We start from the raw sequence: 12,088 nt of genomic DNA on the forward strand, positions 1-12,088 counted from the left end.
GTTCGCGAATGAATTCGCTCCCACAGGAAATCCTGATCGTCTGGTATGGCCTGGCCCATCCGCCACCGCCGGCTATCCGTGCGCCTACTTCGTGCGACTCACCCGCCACACTTTATTTCCGACATCATCCGCCACCAGCAACGCACCTTGCTGGTCCAGAATCACGCCGACCGGCCGTCCTTGAGCCTCGCCATCGGCGTTGAGAAAGCCGGTGAGAAAGTCGATGGGCATGCCCGACGGTTTGCCGTTGTCGAAGCCGATGAACACGACCTTGTAGCCCGATTGCGGGTTGCGGTTCCAGGAGCCGTGTTCGCCGACGAACACACCGTTGGAGAAGTTCTCCGGCATGCCTTTGGCGTCGGAATAGGTCAAGCCCAGCGGTGCGACGTGGGTGCCGAGGGCGTAATCGGGGGCGATGGCCTTGGCGACCATGTCCGGACGCGGTGGCTGGACGCGCACGTCCACGTGGCCGCCGTAATAACTCCACGGCCAGCCGTAAAACGCGCCGTCTTTCACCGAGGTCAGGTAATCCGGCACCAGGTCGCTGCCGATTTCGTCACGCTCGTTGACCACGGTCCACAACTCGGTGCTGCCCGGTTTCCAGATCAGGCCATTGGGGTTGCGCAGGCCGCTGGCGAACAGGCGCTTCTGGCCGGTCTTGGCGTCCACTTCCCAGATCGCCGCCCGGCCCTCTTCCGCTTCCAGGCCGTTCTCGCCGACGTTGCTGTTGGAGCCGACAGTGACGTACAGCTTGGTGCCGTCAGCGTTGGCCACGATGTTCTTGGTCCAGTGATGGTTCAGGCCCGCTGGCAGGTCGGTGACTTTGACCGGCGTGGCGGTGATTTCCGTCTGGCCTGCGGTGTACGGCACTTTCACCACCGCGTCGGCATTGGCGATGAACAACTCGTTGCCCACCAGAGCCATGCCATACGGCGACGTCAGGCCACTGATGAAGACCGTGTGCACCTCGGCCTTGCCGTCGCCATCGGCATCACGCAGCAAGGTGATGCGGTTGGCGCTCGGCGCTTCGGCACCGGCGCGGTCCATGACAATCCCGGTGGCCTTGCGCTTGGCCCACGCCATGAACCCGCTGCCGCCATCCTTCGAGCCTTCCGGTTTCGGCGGCGTGTTGCTCTCGGCCACCAACACGTCGCCGTTCGGCAGTTTGTACAGCCAGCGCGGGTGCTGAAGGTTGTCGGCCAGCGCCTGCACCTTAAAACCCTGCGGTGCCTTGGGCGTGTCATCGCCCTTCCAGCCCACGGCCTTCGACACCTTGAGCGTCGGAATCAGGCTGCTGGTCGGCTCCGGCAACTGCGGGTTGGGCCCGACGCCGGCCTGAAACGGCAACTTGGAATTCTCTCCACAGGCACTCAACAGCGCCGCGGTGGTCATCAGCAGTACAACGCGTTGCGACGGCTTCATCATTCGAACCTCTTGGCGGCCATCCCTGGGCCGAATTGGAATTGACCGAAGTATCGCCCTGTCGCCCGACACCGAACAGGCCGGGGGCCACAAATGAGATTTGTCCTTCAGGCACGAATAACCGACCGCACGGAAGGCACAAGGGTTCAACTGCCCGGCCTGTTGGGCTCATGCCCGGAACGACACACGCCGCTCACTTCACCAACCGCTTCTCCTTGGAAGGCCGATAACCAAAGTACGAGCTGTAGCACTTGCTGAAGTGGCTTGGCGAGACGAAGCCGCAGGCCACCAGCACTTCAACCTGTGACAGTTCAGTGTGCTGCAACAGGCGGCGGGCTTCGGTGATGCGCAGTTCGAGGTAGTAGCGCTGGGGCGTGGTGCCCAGTTGCTCCTTGAACAGCCGTTCGATCTGTCGCCGGGAGCGTCCGGCATAGACGGCCAGCTGCTCCATTTCCAGCGGTTCTTCGAGGTTGGCGTCCATCAGTTTGACGACTTCCTTGAGCGGCGCGCTGACGGAGATGTGCGGGCTGGGTTTGATGCGGCGGTAGCGCGATTCTTCGAACGACAGGATGTCTTCGATGCCTTCCACCAACGCCTTGTCGTGGAGTTCCTTGATCCACTCCAGCGCCATGTGAAACGCCCCGGACGGGCTGGATGCCGTAAGTCGCTGGCGGTCGACGACGAAGGGTTCGCTGGTGACGTGGGTGACCTTTGAAATTTCCGCCAGCGCCGGGCGATGCTCGGGGTGAATCGCGCAGCGGTAGCCTTCCAGCAGACCGGCGGCGCCGAGGAACCACGCGCCGTTCCACAGCCCTGCCAGGGTCAGGCCCAGGTCGGAAGCGGTGATCAGCAGGTGGTTCAGCGACTCCATGACCTTGAGTTCGGTGCGATAGCCGCCGCAGATCACCAGAAGGTCCAGATCCTTGAGCGCCGACAGTTCAAGGCGCGCGTCCGGGCGGATGACCAGGCCCAGGTCGCTGGTCACCTCGCCGTCCTGCAACCCGAAGGTGCGCGACGAAAACAGCTTCGGGCGCAACAGGTTGGCCGTGACGAGGGTGTCGAGAAACTGGGTGAAGGCCGGCAGGGAAAAATGTTCGAGCAGCAGGAAGCCTGCCCGGGTGGTCGCAGAGGGTGTCTTTTTATTGTCGTCCAGATAACGAAGGTTCTTGCCCTTCATGCCCCCACTGAACTCGCGTCTTTCGCTCAACGTTTGCCTCTTCGCTTGAAAACAGGCGCCCGGATGCGGGCGCCGCGCACGTGCCGATGACTCGACGCCTACGCCAGCTGGAAGCCGTGGGCGAGTGGATCGCGGTCATCGACAAAAATGGTGTTGTGGCCGGTCACGCGGGCCCAGCCGGCGATGCTGGGTTTCATGCCGTCGAATTCGCCGACCTTGATCGCGGCCTCGACTTTGCCCTCGTAGAGAGTACCGATCAAACTCTCGTGCCGGTAGAGGTCGCCCACATTCAAGCGGCCTTTGCCGAATAACTGCGCCATTCGCGCCGAAGTCCCGGTGCCGCCGGGCGAACGGTCGATGGCCTTGTCGCCGTAGAACACGGCGCAGCGTCCGTCGGCGGTCGGCTCTTTCGGGGCGTCGCACCAGATGACGTGGTGCACACCGCTGATGCGTTCATTCTCCGGGTGGACGGGCTGGCTGACGTGAGCCAATGCCGCCCGCAGCTTCACGCTCAGGTCGACGATATCGGCCGTGGTCTGCCCTTCCAGGCCGCGCCAGTTGGCTTGCGGTTCGACCACTGCGTAGAAATTGCCGCCGTAGGCAATGTCCACCGTCAGCGTGCCTACGCCCGGCACCTCGACCTCGACATCGGCGCTGTGCAGGTAGCTGGCGACGTTGTGCAGGCGCACCGAATCGACGAAGCCGTTGTTCACCTCGTACGCCACGTCGACCCGGCCCGCCGGGGTTTCGATGGCCAGTTGGCCGGGCACTTTCGGGGCGATCAGGCCTTCTTCGATGACCACCGTGGACAGCCCGATGGTGCCCGCGCCGCACATGGGCAGGCAGCCACTGACTTCGATGAACAGCGCGCCGAAGTCGCAGTCGCTGCGCACCGTGGGGTAGATGATCACGCCGGACATGATGTCGTGGCCGCGAGGCTCGAACATCAGTGCCGTGCGCACCCAGTCGTGGTCGCGGACGAAAATCTCCCGGCGCTCGGCCATGGACACCGACGGCAGCAACGGCCCGCCCCCGGCCACTACGCGCACCGGGTTGCCACAGGCGTGGGAATCGATACAGAAAAAGCTACGTCTCATGTGGGAAATCCTTCAGACCTTTTTGGAAGGCCTACACCAGCTTGGTTGGAGAGTGCCGCTGCAAGGCGCCCCGTGACAATCGATCCAGCAACAACGCGATGGCGACGATGGCCAGACCGGCGCGCAACCCCAGGCCCATTTCCATCCGCGACAGCCCCCGCGTGACTTCCGCACCGAGACCGCCCGCCCCCACCAGCCCCGCCAGCACCACCATCGCCAGCGACATGAGGATGCACTGGTTCAGCCCGACCAACAGGGTCGGCGCGGCGGTGGGCAGTTCGATCTTGAACAGAATGTCCTTCGGCGACGCGCCGGAGGCTTGGCCAAGTTCGAGCAGGTCCTTGGGCAGCTGTTTGAACGCCAGCGTGGTCAGGCGCAGCATCGGCGGGATGCCGTAGACGATGGTGGCGATGATTGCGGGCACCCGACCGAGGCTGAACAGGATCACGGCCGGGATCAAGTACACCCAGGGCGGCACGGTCTGCATGATGTTGAGAATCGGCTGGAACGCCTCGTCCACACGCTTGACCCGCGCCGCCAGCACGCCGAGTGGGAATGCGATGGCCACCGAAATCAGCACCGCCACCGAGACCAGCGCGATGGTCTGCATCGACGCCACCCACAGCCCGGAGAACAGACAGAACGCCAACATCAGCGCGGCGAACACCGCCACGCGTTTAGTGGCGAAAACGAACGCCGCGACGAACACGATGCCGATCAGCACGTAAGGATGCGGCGCCAACAGCACGCGCTCCACCAGACCCAATACCGCTTCCACGATCTGGCTGATGAACACGAACAGTCCGTGCAAATTGGCGTTCAGCCAGTCGATGGCCGGGGCGAGGAATTCGCCGGGGGAAAAACGCAGGTCCGCAGTCATTGGGCTTCTCCCGTACGCGACCGGGCGGCGCTCTGGGCCAGGCGGTCGAGGATCATGGTCAGGATGACGATGGCAATCGCCGCGTTGATCGACTTCGCGATGTCCAGCGTGCGCACCGCGCCGTAAATCGATTCACCCAGCCCGCCGGAACCGACGATCCCGGCGATCACCACCATGCCGAAGGCCATCATCAGGCTTTGGTTCACCCCCGCCATGATGCTCGGCATCGCGAACGGCAGGCGGATCTTGAAGAACATCTGCCAGCCGGTCACACCGCTGGAGTCACCCAGTTCGATGAAGTGATTAGGGGTCATGCGAATCCCCAGCGAGGTCAGGCGCAAGGCCGGGGGCAGCGCGACGATGAAGGTCGCCAGCAACGCCGTGGCCGGGCCGTAGCCCAACAGCGCAATCGCGGGCAGCAGATAGATGTAGGGCGGCATGGTCTGCACCAGGTCCAGGCAGGGATCGACCACCCGGTCGAACGCCGGAGTCAGCCCTGCCAGCACGCCCAACGGAATCGCCACGACCAACGCGAGAAAGGTCGCGGTGAGCACCAACGCCAGCGTGCTCACCGTTTCCGGCCACAGCCCGATGAACGCGCAAAACGCCAAGGCCAGGCCTGACAGGATCGCAAAGCGCACGCCAATCAGGCGCCAGCCGAGCAACGCAAAAATGATCGCCACGACGTAAGACGGCGGCCAGGCAATGCACCACAGCACGGCCTTGTACAAACCGGTCAAAGCGCTGTTGGCAGCATCAAACAGAAACTCGCCGTGGTCGGCCAGCCACCCCAGTGCGGAGTCGATGGCCTCGTCGAATTGACTGGAAAAATCAGGCGTGTTCATGCCGAGGCCTCCAGCGCCGCAACGTTCGTCGAAGCGGCAAATTCGTTGGGAATGCCCTGCACGCCCCGCAGCAGGTCGCGGGAGGTGATGATGCCGACGACACTGCCGTTTTGCACGACGGCCAGCGCGTCGCGCTCGGACTTCATGGTCAGGCCAATCAGTTCGTCGATGTCGGCGCTGGGCGAGGTTTTGGTCAGGCGCTGAATGTCGCAACCGGGGTTGGCCGCCCTGTAGGCATCGACCGGGGTCATCACCGAATGGGCTTTCACCAGATGCAAGCGCGAGATGCCCGCCACGAACTCCGCCACGTAATCGTCGGCCGGGTTGAGCACGATGTCCTCGGCGGTGCCGACCTGAATGATCGCGCCGTCCTTCATGATCGCGATGCGGTCACCGATGCGGATCGCTTCGTCGAGGTCGTGGGTGATGAACACCGCCGACTTGCCCAGCTCTTTGGTCAGTTGGCGGAATTCGTCTTGCAGCTGTCGGCGAATCAACGGGTCGAGGGCGCTGAACGGCTCGTCCATCAGGATGATTTCCGGGTCCGCCGTAATGGCACGGGCCAGACCGACGCGCTGTTGCATGCCGCCGGACAGCTCGCTCGGGTAGCGGGAGGACCACTCGCTGAGGCCGACTTTCGCCAGCGCGCGCTCGGCGACCTGATAGCGCTCGGCCTTGCCGATGCCCTGTACTTCCAGGCCGAACGCGGTGTTTTCCAGCACCGTGCGATTGGGCAACAGCGCCACGCTCTGGAAGACCATGCCGATGTGGCGGGCACGGACTTCACGCAATTGGGCCGGGCTCAGGGCGGACAGGTCTTTGCCTTTGACGATGACCTTGCCTGAGCTCGGGGTGATCAGCTTGTTGAGCAACCTGATCAGGGTGGACTTGCCACTGCCGGACAACCCCATGATGCAAAAGATTTCTCCACGGCGAACCTGGAGACTGACGTCCGAGACTCCGACCACGCAGCTGAAATCTTGCAGAATCCGGCTCTTGGTCAGGCCTTGCTGCACGACAGCGTTCATCGCGGCAGGTGCGCTTTTCCCGAAGATTTTCCAGACGTTCTGGCAATCCACCAGCACTTCGTTCGTATCGATTTTAGCCGTAGTCATGTCGTAACCCGTCGAGTCAGTGGTGCTGACTTCTCTCATTGATCAAAAGGCGGCAGTGGCAAAAAAGGTGCAGCAATCGCTCAGCTTTTCACTCAGTTCTTGACGTTTTCCCAACGCTTGAGCAGGTCGGCGTGGCTGTCGGTCCAGTCCTTGACCGCCTGGTCCATGGTCTTGCCGTCCTTGACCTGGGTGTTGATCCCGGTGATGTCGGCAATCGGCACGTAGACGCTGGCCATCAGCTCGCGAGCGTGGGGGTAATCCGCAGCGAAGCCTTTGTGGCCGATCCAGTAGTAACCCTGTGGCGGCGGGAAGATGCCTTTAGGGTCTTTGAGGAATTTCACGTCGTATTTCTGCACCATCCACGACGGCTCCCAGATGGTCACCGCGATCGGCTCCTTGCGGTCCACGGCGGACTTGAGCGCAGCGGTCATCGCGGCAGTACTGCCTTCCACCAGTTGCAGCTTGAGGTCATAGCCCTTGACCACGTTGGTGGCGTCTTTCATCAGGCCCGACCCCGGCTCGATGCCGATGATCTTGCCGCCGAACTTGTCGGCGTTGGCGTTCAGTTGTTCGATGGAGTCGATGTCCACGTACTTCGGAACGGCCAGGCCTTGATAGAGGCCGTGGGACACCGGCGACAGTTTTTCCAGACGGTTCTTGTTCTTGTTCCAGTAGTCGGACGCGGCGTAGTCGGTCTGCGAAGCCAGCACCTGCACGTCGCCCTTGGTCAGCGCGGCGTAGGCGATGCCCCACTCGGAGAACTCCACCACCTTCACGGTGTAGCCGGAGTCTTCGAGGACTTTCTTGGTGATGCCGGTGATGGGCGTCAAATCCTCCCAGTTCATGGTCCCGACGGTGATGGTCTTTTCCTCTGCCTGAACCGGCAGCGTCATCACGCCCACGACAGCCACCGCGCAAACGGCCTTCCAGATGTTCTTCATGGCATTCCCCGATCTACGTTGATGAAACTTGAGTGTTGGTGTTTTTCGAACCCGATACCGCGTTTACCCCTCACGCCCCGCTCTTAACTCTTGCCAGCGAATCACCGAACTCACCCCCAGTTGCGTCAGCAGGCGCGGCGGCAATTTGCTCGGCTCCGGTGCCTGGCTGAAGCGCCGCAGAAAGTCGGAACCCATGCCCGTCGCCAGCTCGGCCGCCATGACGCCCGCCAGGGTGCTCTTCACCGTGCCCAGGCCGTTTTCACAGCAGGCGGCGTAGAGGTTTTCCTCCACTTCGCCGAACGCCGGGACGCTGTTGCGGCTCAGGCACAGACGCCCCGCCCAGCTGAACTCGATGGGCGTGTCTTTCAATTCCGGAAAGCGCGCGTCGAGGGACTGCCGCTGCTCCATAGCCACCTGCGCCACTCGTTTCGGGGTCACGGTGATGGTCGGGTCGTAAGTGAATTTGGTGCGGATGACGATCCGCGACAGGCCGTCTTCCGAGATCTTGCGCACCGTCGCGCCCATCGGGTCGGCGGGGAGCAGCGCCCAGCGATCGTGACCGGAGACCCTGCGCGAGAACTGATCGTCGCTGTAGGCCGCGGTCATCGACGCGTAGGTGAAGACGTGCAGCAGCCGTCCCTGAAAATGCCCGAAGTCTTCGATGTGGCCGTTGACCGCGAGAATCACCTTGGGCGCCGATACCCGGCCCTTGTGGGATTTCGCCACCCAGCCGGCGCCGGATTTCGACAGCTCGACGATGGGCGAGCGTTCGTACAACGTGACGCTCTGCGCCAGACCGCCCGCCAGGTCGCGGATGTACTGCGCCGGTTGAATCATCACCGCGCCGGGGGTGTACAGCCCGCCGTGGTAATAGCGCGAGCCGGTGATCTCGCGCATCTGCGCGGCGTCGAACAGCTCGTGTTTCTCGCCGATGCCCGCCAGTGATTTCGCGTACTTGAGGTTCAGTTTCAGGCCACGCTCGGTGGCCGCCGCGTTGATCTTCCCGGACGGGTCGAAGGTGTGCGGCGACATGCCGTATTCGAAAGCGGCTTGTCGGGCGAAGTCGATGGCGAAGCGGTTCTGCTCGATTTCCAGCGCCGTGGCCGATTCGCCGCCCACCGAGTATTCCCCGGTGGACAGGCTGTGGGGCACGTCAATCATGAAACCGGAATTGCGCCCCGCCGGGCCTTTGGCGATTTCATGGGCATCGACCACCACGATGCGGTCCTGAGGACGCAGTTGGGACAGCCGACGGGCCGCCGAAAGACCGGCGAATCCCGCACCGATGATCAGCCAGTCCGCCGACACGTTCCCATCAAGCATTCGCACCGGGGTCGAACGCGTGGAGATCGCCTCCCAGCCTGAAACACCGGTGTCCACCGGCAGCCGCTTGATGGTGTGCTGGCTCATTTTACGGTCTCGTCTACCGAGCGATCGGACACGTCGATCCAGATGGTCTTGATCTCGGTGTACTGGTCGTGGGCGAACACCGACTTGTCGCGACCGCCGAAACCGGACTCCTTGTAACCGCCGAACGGAGTGGACGCGTCGCCCTCGCCGAAGCAGTTGACGGTGACGATGCCGGCACGAATTTCCCGCGACAGTTTGATCGCCTTGCGCAAGCTGCCGGTGTACACCGAGGCGGCCAGGCCGTACGCCGTGTCGTTGGCCAGCGCGATGGCCTCGGAGATCGAATTGAAAGTGGTGACCGACAGCACCGGGCCGAAGATTTCTTCCTGGAACAGGCGGCTGTCGCGGTCCACGCCGTCAATAACGGTAGGCTGGACGTACGCGCCGTCCTGGGTGTCGCCGCCGTACACTGCTTCCAGATTTCCGCTGCTGGCGTAGTCGAGGTAGGACTTCACTTTCTCGAAATGGTCACTGCTGACCAGCGCGCCGACGCGATTTTGCGGATCCAGCGGGTCGCCCATTTTCCATTCCCGCAGGTAGGCGCCCATGCGTTTGAGCAGTTCGTCCTTCACCGACGCGTGCACCAGCAGACGCGAGGTGGCGGAGCAGTTTTCGCCCATGTTCCAGAACGCGCCGTTGACCACGTGCTCGGCGACCAGGTCCAGGTCTTCGGCGTCTTCCATCACCACGGCCGGGTTCTTGCCGCCGCACTCCAGCACTACGCGCTTGAGGTTCGAATCCGCTGCGTAATGCAGGAAACGGCGTCCCGTGGCGGTGGAGCCGGTGAAGCTCACCATGTCCACGTGTTTGTGCAGGCCGATCGGTTCGCCGACGTCCTTGCCGGTGCCGGTGACGATGTTCAGCACGCCCGCCGGTACGCCTGCTTCGAAGGCCAATTCAGCCACGCGCAATGTCGTGAGTGAGGTTTGCTCGGCCGGTTTGACGATCACCGAGCAACCGGAGGCCAGCGCCGGGCCAATCTTCCAGGCCAGCATCAGCAGCGGGAAATTCCACGGCAGCACGCAGCCGACGACACCGATGGGCTCGCGCACCACCAGGGTCAGCGCGTCATTGCCCACAGGGGCGGTGTGGTCGTAGAGCTTGTCGATGACTTCGGCGTGCCAGCGCAGGGTGTGAATGGTGTCCGGCACATCGACCAACTGGCACTCGCGCACTGGCTTACCGCTGTCGAGGCTTTCCAGCACCGCCAGTTCGTGGCGATTGTTTTCCAGCAGTTTGGCGAACTTCAGCAGCACGGCCTTGCGCTCGCCCGGTGGCAGCAGCCGCCAGCGGCCATCGTCGAAGGCCTCTTTGGCCTTGCTTACGGCGTAGTCCACGTCGTCGGTGTTGCACGCCGCGATGTCGGTGAGGTGTTCACCATTGGCCGGATTGACGGTGGCAAAGGTGTTGCCGGACAGCGCGGGTTTGAAGGCACCGTTGATGAACGCGTTGGTCGGAAACGACATCGACTGAGCGATGGCGGCATATTCGGCCGCGGTTAGAAGATCACGCATTGCTGGCTCCCGAGGTGATGTGTGCGACGGTGCGTTTCACGTTGGTGATAACGGTCTGAAGGCTGCGTTTGTCATCGGAGTTGAGGGGCCGCAATGGCGCACGCACATCCCCGACGTTCAAGCCGTTCAATTCACAGCCGAACTTGATGCATTGCACGAACTTGCCGCCGTCGAGGGCATTCATCAGCGGCATCATCGCGGACATGATTTGCCGACCTTTATCGAAGTTCTTTTCCAGCACGCAGGCTTCATAGAGCGCGACGTGTTCTCTTGGCAGGAAGTTAGAACCGGCGCACACCCAACTTCTGGCGCCCCAGGCGAAGAACTCAAGGGCCTGATCGTCCCAGCCGCAAGACAGCGCAATATGCGGAAACTCACGGGCCAATAAGTGCACGCGGCCCATGTCACCGGAACTTTCTTTAATGGCTTTAACGTTCTTTGACTTGCCGACGCGCGCGAGGTAATCCTCGTTCATTTGCACGGACATGCGACCCGGATAGTTGTACAACATGATCGGCAAGTTGGCGGCGCGGTCGATGGTCAACGCGTGAATAGCGTTTTCCTGATCGGTGGGCAGCGCGTAGGGCGGGGTCGTGACCAGGATCGCGTCAGCCTTGATCCGCTTGGCGTCTTCGGCGTACATCACTGCATCTTCTGTGCGGATGGCGCCGGTGCCGACGATCAATTGCACGCGGGAACCGATGACTTCCTTGGCGTGGGCCGCCAACTTCAGACGCTCTTCGGCGGTCTGGGCGTAATACTCGCCGGTGGAGCCACCAATGATGATGCCGTGAACGTTCGCCTCGATCAGCGATTCCAGAACTTCTGAAAAGACGCTCCAGTCGATTTCACCATCAGGCGTGTGGGGCGTCACCGCCGGTGTATATATGCCTTCGAATTTCAAGACGTCTTCTCCGAATAAGTAGGGCGCGAGCGTTCAATGAGCAGCACAAAACAATCCCCGGATAAACAAGAGGAAGATTCCGTGGTGAAACATGTTCAGTTGTGTACGGACGCAGGGGTGCCGTGCGCTCAAGTCGGAACGTGAGCGGAGTGTTCGGCCAAAGGGGCCTCAACTGTTATCAGCAGCGCGAGCGAACCGTTATTCCACGCCCGTCCTTTTCACTGGGGCGATGGGGTGACCTGGGTATTTAAAATTCATGTCGTCGACGCAGCGCCGGAAAAGCAGAAAGGCGTTGTTCGATAGGGGGCAGAGGTAATTCAATCATCTGGAGCATGGACCGTATCTATCCCAATTGGCAGTGACGACGGTTTCTTGTTTTAAGTCCGTCCGGGGCAGCCCCGGCGGTCTTTTTGCACGTCTCGAATCCCGGTTTTCGTCCCGGTGATGGCTGGCGGCTTGGGTGAAGATTACGTGGCGTTTGAGGCTGGGAACAAGAAACTTTTACGCTCATCAATCCATAAGCTGATGTTATCGATTGGGGGTTTTGGAGGGGGAATTGGGTGGGAATGGGGGGTATCGTTCGAGGTCGATGGCGTGGAAATCGGGGACATATCCGATAACGGTAGTGGCGCAGATCACGGTTCTGCCTAGGGGCAGAAAATTTCGCCTCCGGCGAGTTACTTGGAAAAGCACCCCAAGTAACCAAGGGTGCCTGCTCCTGGTTTGGCCCTGACTTCGTCAGGGTTCCCTCACTCCGGCGACGCTCCGTGGGCCCGCCGCGAA

The 12,088-nt window shown here is 62.0% G+C and carries 10 protein-coding genes; all 10 read right to left on the minus strand.

Going from position 1 to position 12,088, the window contains the following annotated elements:
• Nucleotides 1-84: 84 nt before the first annotated feature.
• The gene (locus tag AAEO81_RS19430; RefSeq protein ID WP_341958598.1) at nt 85-1,425 is read right to left on the minus strand and encodes a sorbosone dehydrogenase family protein; all 1,341 of its coding nucleotides are present in this window, start codon (nt 1,423-1,425) and stop codon (nt 85-87) included.
• Nucleotides 1,426-1,615: 190 nt separating this feature from the next.
• A complete protein-coding gene (locus tag AAEO81_RS19435; RefSeq protein ID WP_256665461.1) occupies nt 1,616-2,629 on the minus strand; it encodes a GlxA family transcriptional regulator in 1,014 nt (337 codons plus the stop codon).
• Between the two features lie 68 nt (nt 2,630-2,697).
• Complete coding sequence (locus tag AAEO81_RS19440) at nt 2,698-3,696, minus strand: 4-hydroxyproline epimerase (protein WP_341958599.1); 999 nt, start codon at nt 3,694-3,696, stop codon at nt 2,698-2,700.
• A gap of 31 nt (nt 3,697-3,727) precedes the next feature.
• Nucleotides 3,728-4,576, minus strand: a complete 849-nt coding sequence (locus AAEO81_RS19445; protein WP_341958600.1) for an ABC transporter permease subunit — start codon at nt 4,574-4,576, stop codon at nt 3,728-3,730.
• Complete coding sequence (locus AAEO81_RS19450) at nt 4,573-5,421, minus strand: ABC transporter permease subunit (protein ID WP_341958601.1); 849 nt, start codon at nt 5,419-5,421, stop codon at nt 4,573-4,575. The genes AAEO81_RS19445 and AAEO81_RS19450 overlap by 4 nt, the downstream gene beginning before the upstream one ends.
• Nucleotides 5,418-6,536 (minus strand): glycine betaine/L-proline ABC transporter ATP-binding protein, encoded by a 1,119-nt coding sequence (locus tag AAEO81_RS19455; RefSeq protein WP_341958602.1) that lies wholly within the window; start codon nt 6,534-6,536, stop codon nt 5,418-5,420. The genes AAEO81_RS19450 and AAEO81_RS19455 overlap by 4 nt, the downstream gene beginning before the upstream one ends.
• A gap of 92 nt (nt 6,537-6,628) precedes the next feature.
• Nucleotides 6,629-7,477, minus strand: a complete 849-nt coding sequence (locus AAEO81_RS19460) for a glycine betaine ABC transporter substrate-binding protein (RefSeq protein WP_166597409.1) — start codon at nt 7,475-7,477, stop codon at nt 6,629-6,631.
• A gap of 63 nt (nt 7,478-7,540) precedes the next feature.
• Complete coding sequence (locus tag AAEO81_RS19465) at nt 7,541-8,887, minus strand: FAD-binding oxidoreductase (RefSeq protein ID WP_341958604.1); 1,347 nt, start codon at nt 8,885-8,887, stop codon at nt 7,541-7,543.
• Complete coding sequence (locus AAEO81_RS19470) at nt 8,884-10,401, minus strand: aldehyde dehydrogenase (RefSeq protein ID WP_341958606.1); 1,518 nt, start codon at nt 10,399-10,401, stop codon at nt 8,884-8,886. Before AAEO81_RS19470 ends, AAEO81_RS19465 begins: the two co-directional genes overlap by 4 nt.
• Nucleotides 10,394-11,305, minus strand: coding sequence for a dihydrodipicolinate synthase family protein (locus tag AAEO81_RS19475; RefSeq protein WP_341958607.1), 912 nt, complete (start codon nt 11,303-11,305; stop codon nt 10,394-10,396). Before AAEO81_RS19475 ends, AAEO81_RS19470 begins: the two co-directional genes overlap by 8 nt.
• Nucleotides 11,306-12,088 lie beyond the last annotated feature (783 nt).

It is taken from the genome of Pseudomonas sp. RC10 (genome assembly GCF_038397775.1).
Taxonomy (GTDB): domain Bacteria; phylum Pseudomonadota; class Gammaproteobacteria; order Pseudomonadales; family Pseudomonadaceae; genus Aquipseudomonas; species Aquipseudomonas bambusae.

What these genes read in the sequence shown, in the direction of transcription:
- AAEO81_RS19430 (WP_341958598.1), bottom strand. Translation starts at nt 1,425, where the DNA reads ATGATGAAGCCGTCGCAACGCGTTGTACTGCTGATGACCACCGCGGCG.
- AAEO81_RS19440 (WP_341958599.1), bottom strand. Translation starts at nt 3,696, where the DNA reads ATGAGACGTAGCTTTTTCTGTATCGATTCCCACGCCTGTGGCAACCCG.
- AAEO81_RS19445 (WP_341958600.1), bottom strand. Translation starts at nt 4,576, where the DNA reads ATGACTGCGGACCTGCGTTTTTCCCCCGGCGAATTCCTCGCCCCGGCC.
- AAEO81_RS19450 (WP_341958601.1), bottom strand. Translation starts at nt 5,421, where the DNA reads ATGAACACGCCTGATTTTTCCAGTCAATTCGACGAGGCCATCGACTCC.
- AAEO81_RS19455 (WP_341958602.1), bottom strand. Translation starts at nt 6,536, where the DNA reads ATGACTACGGCTAAAATCGATACGAACGAAGTGCTGGTGGATTGCCAG.
- AAEO81_RS19460 (WP_166597409.1), bottom strand. Translation starts at nt 7,477, where the DNA reads ATGAAGAACATCTGGAAGGCCGTTTGCGCGGTGGCTGTCGTGGGCGTG.
- AAEO81_RS19465 (WP_341958604.1), bottom strand. Translation starts at nt 8,887, where the DNA reads ATGAGCCAGCACACCATCAAGCGGCTGCCGGTGGACACCGGTGTTTCA.
- AAEO81_RS19470 (WP_341958606.1), bottom strand. Translation starts at nt 10,401, where the DNA reads ATGCGTGATCTTCTAACCGCGGCCGAATATGCCGCCATCGCTCAGTCG.